We start from the raw sequence: 16,887 nt of genomic DNA on the forward strand, positions 1-16,887 counted from the left end.
CTATCTTTCCAATAATAAATGCAGCAATTCCTTCGCACCCTTGGCAATTTCCACCTTGCCGGGGTAACGCTCCTTGAACTGCGCCAGCGACATATCATCCAAAAACAGCTTATCGTTATTCAAAACCACATCCGGCAGAATAATCTTCTTATCCTGCACGTTCGCTAAGATATCTGTGCCTGTCAAAAGACCGGTGACATTGACCTTGCCGCCGAAAAAGCTGTTAGGCACAGGCACAAAACGGTGCTCCGAACCGAACTGGCTGTTCAGCTTCGCCATCAAAGGCTCCAGCACACGGTAAGCGCCCTCACCCACGGGAATCACCGCAGGCTCTGCAGCATGAAATCTCTGCATCTGCGCCAACGCCTCGTCCCACTCCAGCATAAAGTTGGCAGTAAGGCCGATGCCGTTTTCCAGCTGCGGGAAGCCGTCATACCATTCGGTAGGAGGAAAAGGCTTTTCCGCCAGCAGATAAAATTCATCGCCCAAATAGATAAACGTCTTGCCTGTTTCCTTACGGCAGCGCTCCTGCCATGCGGTCACCTGCTCCACAACCTCTGCGGCCTGCTCCTTCGTAAATGTAGCAAGCTGCGGCAGATGCTCGCGGTGCTTGGTAGTACCAACAGGAACAACCGCCATTGTCAGCACATTGGGATACTGCGCGTACAAATCGTGGAAGCTCTTGGCAAGAATCTCGCCGTCGTTATAACCGGGACAGCAGACAATCTGCGTATGCACCTGAATGCCCGCATCGAACAAAAGCTGCAAGCGCTCCATCAGCTGACCGGCAAAACGGTTGTGCATCATTTGGCAGCGCACCTGCGGGTCGGTAGCGTGTACCGAAACATATAGCGGCGTAAGATGCGTGCGGATAATACGTTCAAAATCTTCATCCTTCATGTTGGTGAGTGTAATGAAGTTACCATATAAGAAGGACAGACGGTAATCGTCATCACGCACATACAGACCCGGACGCATACCGGGAATCATCTGGTCGACAAAGCAGAAAACACAGTTATTGTAGCAGGTCGCAACTCTGTCGAAAACTGCGGAATCAAACTCCAAGCCAAGAGCCTCATCCGGATATTTTTCTATATGTACCTGACGGCGTGTGCCATCGGTGGCCTCTATCTCCAGATCAACCTCGTAATCGGAGGTATAGAAGCTCAATTCAATTATATCCTTAACCTGTACGCCGTCTACGCTGCACAGCTTTTCGCCGACTTTGATGCCTGCGTCCGCTGCCAAACTGTTCTTGCGTACACCACTAATAAGTCCTACCATTACAACTCCTTAAAAAAATGCATATAATAAACCGTGAAAAGATCAGTCGTCAAATTATTATATCATATTAGCTTGAAGAATGCAAAAAGGGGACACACTGACGTGGCCCCCAAAATAATACTGCTATATAAAAAAGATAGGCAAAGTTCCTCCTGTTTACATAAATACTGCGCCCATTAGCGACAGCCTTCAAAAGTTCACAAAGCGCAACTTGCACAAAGCATGGCTTTATGTTATATTATAGATGATAAGACAACCGCCCAACTAGGTGGGTTGCCGATTTAGGTTACGGAAAAGCCGCCCTGTTCTCGTCAAAGTATAGGGGCGGTTTTTCTATGTCCGTATGCTTTTACTTTCGGTTCTGAAAAATGAACGTCAGCAATGCTACGATAAAAATTCCAAAGGACATTAAATCCTGAAAACTGAAATATACCATAGACATCACCTCCATTCCGAAGAATTTCGGCAATGCCCCACCCTCTAGCTCGGTTGTCTTACACAATATTTTATCATATAAAACCAAAACACACAACGAACAAACTGTGAAGTTTGCGCTGTGTGTTTTTTTATTATGTGGCTTTAGCCCGTGGAGCGCTATCGAGTTTCTTTTCAAAGAAATGAGATAGTGCTTCACACAGAACCACCCGCTATGCGGGTGCGCATTGATTGTTATACAAAAATACGTCATTCCGATATACAATAGTAAGTGTTCAAGTCACTATTGCAAAGAAAGGAATGACGTATTAATGGCAAATAAAACTAACGAATTATCGCATTCAAAGTGGGTATGCAAATATCATATAGTCTTTACACCTAAGTATAGACGAAAAATCATTTATAATCAATACCGTGAGGATTTAATAGAAATTTTTAAACGGTTATGTTCGTACAAGGGTGTAGAAATTATCGAAGGTCATATGATGCCTGATCATGTGCATATGCTACTTAGTATTCCACCTAAAATTGCAGTATCGACATTTATAGGCTATCTTAAAGGAAAGTCAGCGCTTCAAATGTTTGATAAACACGCAAATTTAAAGTATAAGTTTGGCAATAGACATTTTTGGGCAGAAGGTTACTACGCATCTACAGTAGGTTTAAATGAAGCCACCGTAAAGAAATATATTGCGGAACAAGAAAAGCACGATATAGCTTTAGATAAGTTAAGTGTAAAAGAGTACGAAGACCCTTTTAAGGGTAACTAGTATTCAAAACGCCCCTGACAGGGGCAGCGAAAGAGAAAAGTGCAATGTGGCTTGAACAAAGTGAAAGCCAGCGTCTTGAGGCGCTGGCTAGTATTAAGGGCTTATAGCCCGTCGTCAAACCACCCGTTGGACGGGTGGTCATGATTGGCCAAAATATTTACTTTTCTACCCTCTGCGCCATCTGCACAGCTTCGCCAGCTCGTAGCCGCGGCTGGCAATAAAGTCACGCGTTTCTCCCGTCACAATCAGCGGAACGTCACGCAACTCCTTCGGCGTCAGGCAACCCAAAAGCAGCATATACTTCTGCAGTCCGTCCGCCAGTGTTTCCACATAGTCTGCGGCAGCGTCAACTCCCTGCTCTATGACCAGACGCAAAAGCGGAGCGGTAATGCCCACCGCGTCCGCACCCAGAGCGAAGGCACGCGCTGCGTCCCCGGCTGTACGGATGCCGCCGCTCGCCAAAAGCAGAGCATTCTGCGGCAGTGTCTGCTGCGCGTCAAGCAAGCTCCAGCACGTAGGCACACCCCAGGCAGCAAACTCTTCCGTCAGCTCCACGCCCTGACGCTTCGCCTCAATCGCCGGGAAGTTCGTCCCCCCTGCGCCGGCACAGTCAAAGGCTATAAAGCCCTCCTCCAGCAAAAGCTCGTACTGCTCTGCCGCAATACCGCAGCCTGTTTCTTTAACAATCACAGGCACGCTCACAGCATCACGAATCTGCACCAGGTTTGCCAAAAGTCCGCAGGTATCCTTGTCGCCTTCGGCCATCCACAGCTCCTGCGCAGCATTCAGGTGAACCTCCAGCGCGTCAGCCTGCAGCATGTCAATGGCAGCCTGCGCCTGCGCAGGCGTAGCAAGAGCACTGATGTTACCGATAACAAGACCTTCGGCAAGCTCCTCGCGCACCACAGTATAGCTCGCGATACCGCTGTCGTCACGTACAGCGCCGAACTGCGAGCCGACAGCCATACCGATACCGGTTCTTGCCGCCACCTGCGCCAGCTTTCTGTTAATCTCCGTCACCGCATCTGTACTGCCGGTAATAGCATCAATGAAAAAAGGCAAACGCAGACGTTTGCCTAAAATTTCTACAGATAAAACAAAGTCTGCCGGATTAATCTCCGGCAGACAGTTGTGTAAGAAGCGGAGATCAGCAAGGTGCGTTGCCGCCGGGCCGTCGCCCAGCTCCAGTGCATATTGAATATGTTCTAGCTTACGCTTTGCACGTTGCATATCCTTCTCCAATTATTTTTCGAGGCTTTCCAGCTGCTCGGACAGGTTTTGGCTCAGGTGAGATTTTTTGCTGCCCATGTAGGAACGGAACTCGTTCTTTTCAGCGTCGCGTTTAACTTTGGAAATGCTCAGGCCGATTTTTTTGCTGTCCAGATCCATTTTAATGATTTCAGCTTTAACAACTTGGCCAACTTCCAGAACGTCGCTCGGAGCTTCGATACGCTCAGGAGCGATTTCGGAAATGTGAACCAGACCTTCAACCTTGTCGCTCAGTTTAACGATAGCGCCGAAAGCCAGCAGACGAACAACTTCTACGTCCAGAATGTCGCCAATGTGGAATTGAGAAGCTTCAACCTTCCAGGGATCTTCCAGAGTAGCTTTGATGCTCAGAGCAACGCGTTTGTTTTCGCGGTCGATGCTCTTAACCAGAACGGTTACTTCGTCGCCTTCTTTAGCAACGTCAGCAGCTTTTACGCTACGGTCCCAAGACAGCTCGGTGTTGTGAACCAGACCAACCAGGCCTTCGCCGATTTCAACGAACAGACCGAATTCAGCAACTTTTACAACCTTACCGGTGTATACTTTGCCTTCTTCAACAGAGTTGTAAGCAGCTTCTTCAGCAGCAGCGCGTGCTTCTTTAGCAGCAGCAATGCGAGCTTCTTTAGCTTCTTTGTAAGCTTTGCGTTTTGCTTCAGCTTCAGCTCTCAGCAGGTCGCGGCGGGAAACAACGATACGTTTTTTCTCCAGATCAACTTCGATGATTTCAGCTTCCAGCTCTTTGCCGATATAACCGGTGAAGTCTTCTACGCGGCGCAGTTCAACATGAGATGCGGGCATGAAGCCTTCAACACCTTCAACTGCAACAGCCAGACCAACGATGTTTTTAGCTTTGTTTTTGATGATGCGCAGAACTTTAACGGTTGCCGGGCGTTTTTCGCCTTCGGGCAGCTCAGCAACATTTTTCCATGCAGCGTCGCGCTCAGCTTTGATTTTGGACAGACGAACGAAATCGCTCTTGGTGCTGCCAGGAACAACCTTAGCTTCTACTTCGTCGCCAACTTTGATAGAGTTTTGCAGTTCTTCAGCAGATTCGGTCTGGGACCATTCGGAATAAGGAATCAGACCATCATGTCTATATCCAAAAGATACATAAACGCCGTCTTTATCCAATTGAATAACGGTACCGTTGACAACTTTGCCAGGATATACCTCTACCTCCATACTTTCGTTGAGCATGCTTTCAAAATCCATGTTTTCCATTACTAAAATAGCCTCCTTAATTAAACGGTCCGGAGTCGATGCTCCTGCCGTGATTCCTATTTTATTGCAACCCCTTAGCATATCGCTGCTCAGTTCGCTGGCAGTCTCTATATGATATGCTTGCCTGCAATGCTTTTGCACCAGCTCGAAAAGATGCCTTGTGTTGGCGCTGTTGCGTCCGCCGATGACGATAACGGCATCAGACTCAGCAGCAAGCTTTACAGCGGCTTGCTGTCTTTGCGCTGTCGCCAGACAGATGGTGCGCTCCACACGGTATTCTCCCGGGCGCTGCTCCTGCAGTGCCTGCAATATATCATTAAATTTCTGCAGCTCAAAAGTCGTCTGGATGATTACTCCATAACGCTCCTGGCGCGGTACATAAGAGATATCTTTTATACATTCTACACAGATAGCGTTTTTTCCTGCCCATTTTAAAATACTTTTTACTTCCGGATGATTTTTTTCTCCGACTATTACAGGAAAATAGCCATCAGCTGCTGCCTGAGCAGCCTTTTGCTGTGCCAGGCGTACATTCGGACAGGTTGCGTCCAGAATTATCAGCCCTTGTTTTTCTGCCTGCGCGTAGGTTTCAGGCCCCTCGCCGTGTGAACGGAAGATAACCGTTTCACCGGGAGCAAACTGCTCCAGGCTGTCCTTACAGGCAATGCCATTAGATGCAAGCTCGGCAATCAGCTGGGGATTGTGTATCAAAGGTCCCAGCGTTGCACCCTGCACACGGTCGGTCGCAGCCTTCTGGGCCAACGCCACCGCGCGCTTCACACCATAGCAAAAACCACAGTGCTCTGCTACCTTAATTTCCATTATACATCTTCACCTGCCTGCAGCTTTGCAATGTGCTGCATCAGCTCTTCAGTCATTGCATGCAAAAATTCTTTGTTGACCACAGCGTCCTCAGGGAAGGGCATCGGCTTGCCAAAGCGCACCGTAACCTTCGGCCAGATACGGCCGTGACGCTTGTAATCGGTACCGATGATACAGGCCGGCACGATAGTTGCCTTCGCCTTGCTCGCCATCATCAGCGCTCCGGGCTGAGCCTTACCAAGCTCGCCGGTCTTGCTGCGTGTTCCCTCAGGGAAAATCGCCAGCACCTGACCGCTTTCCAGGATATCAATACCATGCTTGATTGCAGCACGGTCCGCACCGCCACGGCGCACCGGGAAAGCACCCAGAATTTTATAGATAGTGCCCAGAACCGGCACAAACAGCTCTTCCTTGGCCATAAAGTGGACCTTACGGGTTGCTGCCGTACCAAGTACAGGCGGATCAAGCAGACTCAGATGGTTGCTCGCTATAACCAGCGGACCATCCTTGGGAATATTTTCTGTTCCTTCTACCTTCAATCGCAAAAAGATTGTAAAAAGAATTTTAAAGAGATTCTTCACTAAGGTATAAATCATTGTGCGCGCTCCTGCACCAGCTGTAAAATTCTCTCGGTAACCTCGCTGATGCCCATATCGGATGTATCCAGAAGCAAGGCATCCTCTGCCTGACGCAGCGGACTGATAGCACGCTCGCTGTCCTGCTTGTCGCGCTCGGCAATATCCGCCTGCAGCTGCTGCAGATCAACCTGCTGACCTTTGGCCACCATTTCCGCATAGCGGCGGCGCGCTCTTTCCTCAACCGAAGCAGTAAGAAAAATTTTCAGCTGTGCGTTCGGGAATACCACCGTACCGATATCACGGCCGTCCATCAGGACACCGCCTGCCTCGCCCATACGGCGCTGCTGGTCCACCATTGCCTCACGCACTGCTCCGATAGCAGCAACACGCGATACAATCGCCGTCACTTCGGGAGTACGGATAGCATCGGTAACCTCGGTACCGTCCACAAAAACACGGTTGATTTTTGCCTCCGGTTTGAAGTCAATCAGCATAGTTTTGGATAAGCCGCTGATAAAGTCCTCGTCAAAAGGTTTGCCTGTCTGCAAAAACTTCCAGGCTACGCTTCTGTACATGGCACCGGTATCAATATAGGCATAGCCTAATTTTTCGGCAGCCAGCTTCGCAATAGTGCTTTTGCCTGCACCTGCGGGACCATCAATTGCCACAACAATTTTCTTCATTCTACATAACCACACTTTATAATGTATTAGCTATCTATATAATACCATGTTTTACATGCATATGGATAGCCTAATTTAAGTCAAATTTATGAATTATTCTTCCGCAGCCGCCGCTTCGCCCGCAGCATGACCGCTGCTGAAGGCCGCCTGCAGATTATAGCCGCCGGTATAGCCGTCGACATCCATAACCTCGCCTGCAAAGTACAGGCCCTTGATACGCTTGGATTCCATGGTCTTGGGGTCAATCTCCTTCACGCTCACGCCGCCTGCGGTAACGATAGCTTCTGCAATCGGACGTGTTGCGGAAATGGTGATCACAAAATGCTTCAGCGTCTGCAGCAGTCTGTGACGCTCCTCGCGCGAAACCTGGTTGATGAATTTGTTCTCATCAACGTAGGACATATCCAGCACAACGGGAATCAGTCGCTGCGGCAGCAAATCCTTCATGCCGTTGAGCACCTGCTTACGGCTGTACTGCACAAAATCGCGCTGAATGCGCGCATCCAGCTTTTCCTCGCTCAACGCAGGCTTCAGGTCAACCTCCAGCTCTACATCCTTGCCCGCAGCCAAAGCGTCCGCGGCAAGATTGCTCAGCGAAAGCACAATGGGACCGGAAACGCCGAAATGCGTAAACAGCATCTCGCCGAATTCACTGCCCAGCTTCACGCCGTCAGCCAAAAGCGTTGCCTGTACGTTGCGCAAAGATAAGCCCTGCAGGTCGTCAACATAAGGATAATCGCTTTCCAACGGTATCAGAGAAGGCTTCAGCGGTACGATCGTGTGCCCCAGCTTTTTCGCCAGCTTGGCGCCGCCGCCGTCGCTGCCTGTGCCCGGATAGGAGGCGCCGCCCGCAGCCAGAATAACTCTGTCTGCCTCGTACACGCCGTTGACCGTGCGCACGCCGTACACATGGCCTTCCTTGACCATGATATCAATAACCTTGGTGTCGGTCTGCAGCTTGCCGCCGGCCTCGGTATAAACCCTTACCAGCGTATCAACTACATCCTTCGCCTTGTCGCTTACCGGAAAAATACGTCCGCCGCGTTCAACTTTCGTCGGCAATCCGTTACTCTCCAACAGCAATACTATATCATCATTTGTGAACCTATGTAAAGCACTATTTAAAAATCTTCCGTTTCCGGGCAGATTTTTTATGAAATCGGGGATTTCGCAAGCGTTGGTAATGTTGCAGCGTCCCTTGCCTGTGATGAGCATTTTCTTGCCCGGCACACGCATTTTTTCATAAATCGTTACCTGCGCTCCGCCCCAGGCTGCAGCAATACCTGCCAACAGGCCTGCCGCGCCGCCGCCTACAATCGCAACTCGCGTCATAGCTTAGCCGCCTTTCTGAGCTGAGATAATTCTTGCTCGCTCAGGCTGCGGAACTTGCCGCGTCCCAAGTTGCTCAGCTGCAGCGGTCCCAGCTTGATGCGCTTCAAATCGCGCACCGGGAAGCCGATAGCGTCGCACATGCGGCGAATCTGGCGGTTACGTCCCTCGTGGATGGTGATATCAAAAAGCGTAAAGCCACGCTCATGGTCATAATCACGCAGGTTAACAATCGCCGGAGCGGTCGGGCCATCCTCCAGCTTTACGCCCAAACGCAGCTGGTCCAGCTTTTCCTGCGGCACAATGCCCGGAACCTTAACAAGGTAGGTTTTGTTGACTTCATGGCTCGGATGCATCAGTGCCTGTGCCAGCGCACCGTCATTCGTCAGCAGCAGCAGTCCTTCGGTATTGAAGTCCAGACGGCCTACCGGGAAAACTCTCTCCGGCAGGTTCTGCACGAAATCGGCAATGCTGCGGCGGTTTTGCGGGTCGGACATCGTGGTGACTACTCCCCTCGGCTTATAGAACATGTAATATGCCTTAGCCTCTTGGGCAATAGGCTTGCCGTCAACGCTGATGCGTACCTTTGATGCATCAAACTTGCAGCCTAGCTCGGTAACTACTTTACCATTCACGCGGACGCGACCTGCCGTAATAATTTTTTCTGCTTCGCGGCGGGAGGCAACGCCTGCTGCCGCCAGGATTTTTTGTAAACGTTCTTCCATCTATCTCAGTTTTCCTTTGCTTCTAATGTATTATCAAGCTGCAGCACCTGCTGTGCGGCCTCTGCCTCGTCCTCAGGCTTCGTTTCCAGCGGAGGCAGCTCCTCCAATGAGTTCAAGCCGAACACCATCAGAAATTTTTCTGTCGTAGCATATAAAATGGGGTTGCCCAAAGCCTTTTTGCGTCCTGCTTCCGCCACCAGACCAAGGTCCAGCAGTGTATTGAGTACGCCGTCAACCTTCACGCCACGGATGGCCTCCATCTCAGCACGCGTCACCGGTTGTTTAAAAGCAACAATCGCCAATGTCTCCAAAGATGCATTCGTCAGCTTTACTTCCTTTTTGCGTCCCAAGCCCAGCAATATGCTGTAGTAAACCGGCTTGGTCACCAGCTGAAAGCAGCCTGCTGTTTCACGCAGCATCAATCCCCTGCTTTCCGCCTCGTAGGATTGCTTCAGCTCCGAAACAAGCTCCCACACCTGCGGCTTTTCCATCTGCAGAAGGTCTGAAAGCTCTGCCACAGAAACAGGCTCTCCAGCAGCAAACAGCACCGCTTCCAGTGCTCCTGTCATTTTATCAAGATACATCGTTTGCTTCCTCCTGTCCCTGCTTGCCGAAGATATAAATCGGTGCAAAGCGCTGTGCCTGGCTGATAGTAATCAACCCCAGCTTCAGCAGCTCCAGTACACCCAAGAAGCAGGCCACCTTCTCGGCAGCACTGCCGGCGGTAAAAATCTCATTCAGCATAAAGCCCTGCGGCCTGCGCTGCAGTTTTTGCAGAATATCTGCCATTTTATCCTGCACGCTATAGGCCTGCGGCTCGATAAAGGCTGCCGGTCTGCCGTCGGGCGCAGTAGTCATGCCTGCCAAAGCCTTCAATAACTGCTGCACCGTGCAGGGAGCAATAGTGCGCTCCACCAAGTTGCCGAACATCGGATCACGCTGCCAATACAGGTCAGCGCTCTGCTTCATATCCGCCAAAGCAGCAGCGGCACGCTTAATGCGGCGGTATTCCACCAGCATCTCCACCAGCTGCTGGCGCGGGTCTGCTTCCTCCTCCTCGCCCTCAACGAACTGCTTGGGCAGCAGCATACGCGATTTAATCTGCAGCAGCGTTGCGGCCATCACCAGAAAATCACTGGCAACCTCCATATCAAATTCACTCATGCTGCGCAGATAGCTTATATACTGCTCCGTAACCGCAGCGATAGGAATATCATAAATATCTACTTTATCACGCTCGATAAGGTGCAGGAGCAAATCCAGCGGGCCCTCGAACGCAGTCAGCTTCAACGATAAATCAGCCATGGCTTAGAACACTAAACCCAAGATACCGTTTACCAGCATCATGTAGCCTGCGGCAAGCGGTCTGATAATCGCACCTGTGATACCGGTAAAAACCAACGCAATCAGAATATAAAAGCCGTAGCGTCCAACCAGATTATCGAACTTCCAGGCCATAGACGGCGGCAGAAGCTCCGAAAGAATCTTGGAACCGTCCAACGGCGGAACCGGAATCAGGTTGAAGAAAGCAAACCATACATTATATAACTGCATCCACAGCAAAAAGCGGTAAACGCCATCACTCAAAAGACCGAAGCGATTTAAAAACGTCATGAAGAATGCTGCGAGAAAGCACAAAAACAGATTGGCTGCGGGACCGGCAAAGGAAACCTTCAGAATACCTTCGCGGCGGTTGCGGAAATTGCTGGGGTTAATTTCTACTGGTTTAGCCCAACCGAAGCCGGCTACCACCAGCAGAATCGCACCCAACGGGTCCAGATGCGCCATCGGGTTGAAGGTCATGCGTCCCATATAACGCGCAGTCGGGTCACCCATGCTGTCCGCACATTGCGCATGGGCATATTCGTGTATCGTAATCGCAAACAGCAGCGCAGGAATGCGATAGATCATCGTACTGAAATCGAGCATACTTTCCTCCGAGAAAAATTTATCAATAGATTTATTATACAACATCTTGTATTCCTACGTCAAAAAGAAAACGGAACCATCAGTATAAATTATGTGACAGTTCCGTAAACATTTACTTTTTCTGCTAATTATTTTCTTATTTGCCTGTGAATTGCGGCGCACGCTTTTCATAGAAGGCAGCAATGCCTTCCTTGCAGTCATCGGTACCCATCAGCAGTGCCTGGGTAGTTTCTTCGATTGCCAGCACCTCGTCCAGAGTCAGGTCATGGTCATTGAGATATTTCTTCGTCAGGCTGATAGAAAGCGGAGCGCTTGCTGCCAAGCGTGCAGCCATAGCGTAAACCTTATCCTTCAGCTCTTCGTCTTCATAAACATCGTTCAGCATGCCAAGCTCTTTGGCAGTCGCAGCGTCAATCAGATCACCGGTAAACATCAGCTCTTTAGCCTTCAGCACACCGATAGCCTTCGGCAGGAAATACAGACCGCCGCAGTCGGGAATCAGGCCAACCTTGGCAAAGCTTTCGCCAAAGCGTGCCTTGGCAGATGCATACACCAGGTCGCAGGCCAGCATCAGGTTAACGCCGGCACCGGCAGTAACGCCATTGATATAAGCAATAACAGGTTTAGGAATAGTAGTCAGGCGTTTGGCAACGTCGCCCACCTTAGCGATAAAGTCCTTCTTGGCAGCAACGCACTCCAAGCCGTTCAGGTAGCTAAGATCACCGCCGGCACAAAATGCCTTGCCGTTGCCGGTAAGTACGATAGCACGCACCTCAGCGTCGGCAGCAGCCTTGGTAATGGCAGCATGCAGACCGTCAATCAGCGCGTCATTCATTGAATTCAGGCTCTTCGGACGGTTCATAGTAATCGTCGCAATATTGTTTTCCACAGCGTATAATACAGCTTCTTCCATGGGGAACACTCCTTTACACATGTAGTTTATATCATTAAGGATATTATAGCATAAAACCTTAAATGCGCCTACTATTTATCTAAAGATTTTATCTTTTACTGGTTTCTTCAATTTCTGCATTAAGTAAAGATGAAGGGTGGTGTCTTTAAGGCAACACATCAAGACCATCTTTCCCTCGCCTTTCATATCACTTGCCTTAATTCTATATAGGCATTTCATCTCCTAAATTCCGCGCATTTATCGCCTTCCCAAAATACTTATAAATTTTTCTAAAAAAACTGTTGACAAATAATTGCCATGCGAGTATAATAATCTTCGTTGGTTGACTTACCAACCTTAATTCCCCGATAGTTCAGCCGGTAGAACACCTGACTGTTAATCAGGGCGTCGTAGGTTCGAGTCCTACTCGGGGAGCCAAGAAATTAAAGCTTCGAACTTTTAGAAGTTCGGAGCTTTTTGTTTTTATTCTTTTAGTAATCCTTCATCAATCTTCCTTGCATACTAAAAATTTAATTGATATAATAGAAAAAGCTGAAAATTATATAAAAGGAGATTCTGTTTATGACCAACAACCATTCCAAGGGGCGTGCCATCGCTCTGCTGCCTATCGCAGTCTTTTTGCTGTTTTTTATAGGCTCAGGCCTGATTACCGGGGATTTTTACAGCATGCCTGCGATTGTAGGCTTTTTAATTGCTTTAATCATAGCTTTCCTGCAAAACAAAAAGCTCAGCTTTGTGCAGAAGCTGCGCCTTGCTTCTACCGGCGTAGGTGACGAAAATATTCTCACCATGTGCCTCATCTTCCTTGCCGCAGGTGCCTTTTCCGGCGCTGTACGCGCTGCCGGCGGTGTAGAAAGCACCGTCAACCTTGGGCTTTCCATTCTGCCGGGCAACATGGCAGTAGCAGGCCTTTTCGCTATCGGTTGCTTTATTTCCATTTCTATGGGTACTTCCGTAGGCACTATTACCGCACTTGCTCCGATTGCTGCAGGCATCAGCGACAAAACCGGCTTCCCAATGGCTATTTGCGCCGGTGCCGTAGTCTGCGGTGCTATGTTCGGTGACAACCTTTCTATTATTTCCGATACAACCATTGCTGCTGTCAAAACACAGGGCTGTGATATGCGCGACAAGTTCCGCGAAAACTTTAAAATCGTCCTGCCGGCAGCAATCATCACTCTTGGCCTGTTCTACTTTTTGGGCAACACCAACGAATATCAGGTCAACGGTAACCTCGACTACAGTCTGATAAAGGTTCTTCCCTATCTGTTCGTATTAATCGGTGCTGTAAGCGGTGTTAACGTTTTCGTGATTCTTATTATCGGTACTGTGCTCAGTATGCTGGTAGGCCTCGGAACAGGCATGTTTACTGCTACCAAAATGTTTACCCACGTTGGCAACGGCATTATGTCTATGTATGACATCACCGTTATTTCTATCATCGTGGCCTGCATCATTACCCTGATTAAGGAATACGGCGGTATTGATTTCGTACTGAACTTCATCAAGAGCCGCATCAGCAGCACCAAAGGCGGTGAGTTGGGTATTGCAGCTCTCGCTCTGCTTGTTGATATCTGCACCGCAAACAACACTGTTGCGATTGTTATGGCAGGTCCGATTGCCAAGGATATCAGCGAAGAGTTCGGCGTAACGCCTCGCCGCAGCGCCTCTCTGCTTGATATGTTCAGCTCCATGGGCCAGGGACTTATCCCCTACGGCGCACAGCTTCTGGCTGCGGCAAGCCTCACGGGACTTACCCCCTTCGCCATCATCCCCTACTGCTTCTATCCGCTGCTGATGGGTATCAGCGGACTGATCTTCATCTTCATCAAGAATAAAGACTAAAAACAAGCCGTACTGCTATAAATTTACTGTAATAGTAAAAATCAAGCCGTACGGCTTTTTTCATGCTTTAATAACAACATAACGCCAACGCAAAAAGCCTGAGCAAACGCCCAGGCTTTTGTTATAGCTGTTCTAGTCAAACTATAAATAACTTTTAATACCGCCCTTTTGCAGGATTTCCTGTTTTATTACATCAACGTATTCAAAACCCTGTGACATCAGAGTAAAGCTTGCTTTATCTATTGCGTCGCAAAATCCTGCCACCATTTTATCAAAGTGCTTAAGTGCCATATTCTTGCCTAATCCGACATTAAGAGCTTCACGCTCAAACGCTTTTTTGTCAATATCATTAATGTTATAGATTCCACCGATACTCATAGCCATATCTTCGGTACTACTATCATAAACCATAGTACTTACAATATCATAAGCAGGAGCAAGGCGGATAGATTTTAAATTCTTGCTATAAAGCAGCGACAAGTTCTTTATATGATTGTCAGTATTTCCCACTAAATAATCAAAAATACAAATATCCCACAGCTTCAATTGGTCTGTAATAGGGTCTGATGAAAAAGAACGCAAAAGATTCATAGACCTCTTTAAATAAGCAGCTCCACTTTTCTCATACTTATCACCGGCAGCAATTCCTAATGCTTGCGCAAAATCTTCCTGATGAAGCCTATAAGGTACTCTTAGTCCATTTAAAACAGCTGAGTCCTCATCAAATTTTCTGTCATAACGCCTGGTTGCGAATAAAATATCTTCCTTATTATCGCTGCCAACATTAACAATAAAGCTTTCCGGTATTTCTATACCTAAATTTTTAGCTGTCAACATACACAGCTGCTCATTAGCAACTATCTTTTTTAATCTTATATGGCTCTGCTTTACTATATGGGTGCTTGGTGCATTGCCTTCCGGGAAAAACCATTTTTTACTTTCAGGTTCATAATATAAACCAACTTTTCCGGAAGCTCCTGTTAAAGACAGATGGGATTTTGTAATAAGCTGAACAGATTCCGTTGCTCCCTCTTGCGCTAAAGCCTTTATCTCTGCATCCTGCAGTAATTTATATGAAGTTACAGGGATAGCAGCTTCATTATCAACAATCCGAATTGCTCCCAAACATTCGTTGCCGAGTACAGCTAAAATATTCAAATAATCATTTGTATCAGCATGAACTTCTTTAGCAACACATTTGCGGATAAATCCTTCGGGAAGTAAACCCTCAAAAAAATTTCTCGTAACATGAACACTAAACGCTTCTGTCTGCAAAGGCAAGCTTAAGGAAATCGGTCTGCTACCTTCCATTTGCAAATAATCAACAGTATAGCTAAAACGTGCATCATTATAATCGTTTCCGATTATCTTGCCAACAACGCAATTTAGCCCAGAAATTTCTATCTCCACTATCAAATCAATCATTTACTTAACCTCTCTTTTCAAGAATAAAGTTTAATCCTAAAGTATTGATTAAAAAAAGAACCTTGCCGATTTCCGTAGTTTCCTTACCATGCTCTAAATCAGAGATAAAGCTGCTGCTTAGTCCGGTAACCTCTGATAAAAATTTTTGAGTATAATTAAGCTCTTTACGACGCTCTTTTATCGCACTGCCTAAAGAAATAACATCTAATATTTTCATAAATCCTCCAAAGCAATACTCGCTTTATTATTAGCACTTAAAACAAGCCGTACGGCTATAAAACAACCATAACTTTCAAAATCAAGCCGTACGGCTATTTTCTTACTTAAAAGTATAAATCAAGCCGTACGGCTTTGTCAATAAAATAATAATATGATTATTCCTCTTTAACAACATCTCCCCAAACGCAAAAAGCCTGAGCAAACGCCCAGGCTTTTGTTATAGCTTATTATTTTTCAAACGGGAATTTGTACTTAGTCAGGCCAAGCTCATCTCTAAGCTGAATGAATTCCTTCTGAATGGATTCGCCAACCGGTACACCCTTGTCTTTTCTATCCAGCCAAGCCATGTATTCCTTCTCGCCGGCAGTGTAAATGCGTTCCTGACCGGGAGCCTTGGTGGAATTGCGCAGACCGCGGCAGATATCGCCGGCAGTTTTCTTGAAGGTGTCAACGCCCATGAAGAATGCAGGGTTGATAACGAAGAAGAAGTGACCCAGATGATACATAGCGTTGTTGCCGTTTTCATCCTTACCGGACAGCGCCTTCATGAAAGGACCGCCTGCCAGTGCGGAGGACAGAATCTCTACGATAGTAGTGAAGCCGTAGCCCTTGTAGCCGCCGGTTTCTTCGCCCAAACCGCCCAACGGCAGCAGAGCAACGTTGCCTGCACGCATTTCCTTCAGGATGGTAGCGGATTCGGTCATAGTGCCGCCGTCCTTAGCAACTACCAGACCGGCCGGAGTATCCTTGCCCTGTCTTGCATAGAACTCAATCTTACCGTTTTGGATGATACTTGTTGCGCAGTCAAAGTTGAACGGGAATTTCTCATCGGTAGGCATAGTAAAGGTCAGCGGGTTGGTGCCCATCATCGGCTCAACACCAAAGGTAGGAGCAACGGAAGGTCTTGCGTTGGTACCGGAAATACCGATCATGCCTGCCTTTTCAGCCATAGTGGTCCAGTAGCCTGCAATGCCGTAGTGAGTAGAATTAAAGATGGTGCCGCCGGCCATACCGTACTTGGAAGCCTTTTCAATCAGCATTTCCATCATCTTATGGGAAGCAACCATGCCCATGCCGTTATGAGCATCCATAACTACAGTACAAGGAGTATCCTTGACAATTTCAATTTCGGTTTTCGGCAGCAGGGTGCCGTTTTTAATACGATCCAGGTAAATAGGCTTGAAGCGGTTGCAGCCGTGGCTCTCGATACCGCGTCTGTCGCTTTCCAGCAGAACATCTGTACAAATGCGTGCATCCTCTTCGGGAACACCGTATTTAACAAATACGTCTACCATAAAATCGTGGACTAAGTCCCAGCTTACAAAGGGTCTTGTTTCTTCCATGCTGTTTCCTCCTTGAAGAAAATTTTTTCAATTCATAATAATATTGCTTTCGCACTACATATAGTATACCTCATTACTCCATAATTGTACAGTATTG

General features: G+C 47.9%; 16 protein-coding genes and 1 tRNA gene. 3 read left to right on the forward strand and 14 right to left on the reverse strand.

The genetic code is table 11. The features are described from left to right. A complete protein-coding gene (locus tag KAH19_RS09755; RefSeq protein ID WP_210684439.1) occupies positions 1 to 1,284 on the reverse strand; it encodes a DUF512 domain-containing protein in 1,284 nt (427 codons plus the stop codon). Positions 1,285 to 2,030: 746 nt separating this feature from the next. Here KAH19_RS09755 and tnpA point away from each other — a divergent pair. Next, a complete protein-coding gene (gene tnpA, locus KAH19_RS09760; RefSeq protein WP_178511231.1) occupies positions 2,031 to 2,489 on the forward strand; it encodes an IS200/IS605 family transposase in 459 nt (152 codons plus the stop codon). Positions 2,490 to 2,654: 165 nt separating this feature from the next. Here tnpA and fni read toward each other — a convergent pair whose 3' ends face one another. The 10 genes from fni to KAH19_RS09810 all read right to left on the reverse strand — a co-directional run bounded on the left by fni (position 2,655) and on the right by KAH19_RS09810 (position 11,958). Continuing rightward, positions 2,655 to 3,719, reverse strand: a complete 1,065-nt coding sequence (gene fni, locus KAH19_RS09765) for a type 2 isopentenyl-diphosphate Delta-isomerase (RefSeq protein ID WP_210684440.1) — start codon at positions 3,717 to 3,719, stop codon at positions 2,655 to 2,657. 12 nt (positions 3,720 to 3,731) lie between these two features. Next, entirely contained in the window at positions 3,732 to 5,801 is a 2,070-nt protein-coding gene (gene ispH / locus KAH19_RS09770; RefSeq protein WP_210684441.1) for a 4-hydroxy-3-methylbut-2-enyl diphosphate reductase, read from the reverse strand. Beyond that, positions 5,801 to 6,397, reverse strand: coding sequence for a 1-acyl-sn-glycerol-3-phosphate acyltransferase (locus KAH19_RS09775; protein WP_210684442.1), 597 nt, complete (start codon positions 6,395 to 6,397; stop codon positions 5,801 to 5,803). The genes ispH and KAH19_RS09775 overlap by 1 nt, the downstream gene beginning before the upstream one ends. Beyond that, positions 6,394 to 7,062 carry a (d)CMP kinase gene (gene cmk, locus KAH19_RS09780; RefSeq protein WP_009145774.1) on the reverse strand — a complete coding sequence of 223 codons (669 nt, stop codon included), beginning with the start codon at positions 7,060 to 7,062 and terminating at the stop codon, positions 6,394 to 6,396. The genes KAH19_RS09775 and cmk overlap by 4 nt, the downstream gene beginning before the upstream one ends. Positions 7,063 to 7,155: 93 nt before the next feature. After that, entirely contained in the window at positions 7,156 to 8,394 is a 1,239-nt protein-coding gene (locus tag KAH19_RS09785) for an NAD(P)/FAD-dependent oxidoreductase (protein WP_210684443.1), read from the reverse strand. Further along, positions 8,391 to 9,116, reverse strand: a complete 726-nt coding sequence (locus KAH19_RS09790; protein ID WP_021721015.1) for a pseudouridine synthase — start codon at positions 9,114 to 9,116, stop codon at positions 8,391 to 8,393. Before KAH19_RS09790 ends, KAH19_RS09785 begins: the two co-directional genes overlap by 4 nt. A gap of 5 nt (positions 9,117 to 9,121) precedes the next feature. Further along, positions 9,122 to 9,700, reverse strand: coding sequence for an SMC-Scp complex subunit ScpB (scpB, locus tag KAH19_RS09795; protein ID WP_210684444.1), 579 nt, complete (start codon positions 9,698 to 9,700; stop codon positions 9,122 to 9,124). After that, on the reverse strand, positions 9,690 to 10,421 hold the full coding sequence (locus KAH19_RS09800) for a ScpA family protein (RefSeq protein WP_210684445.1): 732 nt from the start codon (positions 10,419 to 10,421) through the stop codon (positions 9,690 to 9,692). Before KAH19_RS09800 ends, scpB begins: the two co-directional genes overlap by 11 nt. 3 nt (positions 10,422 to 10,424) lie before the next feature. Next, positions 10,425 to 11,045 (reverse strand): site-2 protease family protein, encoded by a 621-nt coding sequence (locus KAH19_RS09805; RefSeq protein WP_246869358.1) that lies wholly within the window; start codon positions 11,043 to 11,045, stop codon positions 10,425 to 10,427. 136 nt (positions 11,046 to 11,181) lie between these two features. Next, positions 11,182 to 11,958 carry an enoyl-CoA hydratase/isomerase family protein gene (locus tag KAH19_RS09810; protein ID WP_210684447.1) on the reverse strand — a complete coding sequence of 259 codons (777 nt, stop codon included), beginning with the start codon at positions 11,956 to 11,958 and terminating at the stop codon, positions 11,182 to 11,184. 341 nt (positions 11,959 to 12,299) lie between these two features. Here KAH19_RS09810 and KAH19_RS09815 point away from each other — a divergent pair. Then, positions 12,300 to 12,375, forward strand: a tRNA-Asn gene (locus KAH19_RS09815). Positions 12,376 to 12,519: 144 nt separating this feature from the next. After that, a complete protein-coding gene (locus tag KAH19_RS09820) occupies positions 12,520 to 13,803 on the forward strand; it encodes a Na+/H+ antiporter NhaC family protein (RefSeq protein ID WP_009145783.1) in 1,284 nt (427 codons plus the stop codon). Positions 13,804 to 13,944: 141 nt separating this feature from the next. Here the strand turns inward: KAH19_RS09820 and KAH19_RS09825 are convergent, their stop codons facing one another. The 3 genes from KAH19_RS09825 to KAH19_RS09835 form a co-directional block, all read right to left on the reverse strand. Beyond that, positions 13,945 to 15,228: a HipA domain-containing protein gene (locus KAH19_RS09825; protein WP_210684448.1), complete on the reverse strand. Its 1,284-nt coding sequence runs from the start codon at positions 15,226 to 15,228 to the stop codon at positions 13,945 to 13,947. A 4-nt stretch (positions 15,229 to 15,232) separates the two neighbouring features. Further along, positions 15,233 to 15,445: a helix-turn-helix domain-containing protein gene (locus KAH19_RS09830; protein ID WP_210684449.1), complete on the reverse strand. Its 213-nt coding sequence runs from the start codon at positions 15,443 to 15,445 to the stop codon at positions 15,233 to 15,235. Between the two features lie 229 nt (positions 15,446 to 15,674). After that, positions 15,675 to 16,790 carry an Ldh family oxidoreductase gene (locus KAH19_RS09835; RefSeq protein ID WP_210684450.1) on the reverse strand — a complete coding sequence of 372 codons (1,116 nt, stop codon included), beginning with the start codon at positions 16,788 to 16,790 and terminating at the stop codon, positions 15,675 to 15,677. Between the last annotated feature and the right edge of the window lie 97 nt (positions 16,791 to 16,887).

The sequence above is a fragment of the Phascolarctobacterium sp. Marseille-Q4147 genome, assembly GCF_017968825.1.
Classification (GTDB): Bacteria; Bacillota; Negativicutes; order Acidaminococcales; family Acidaminococcaceae; genus Phascolarctobacterium_A.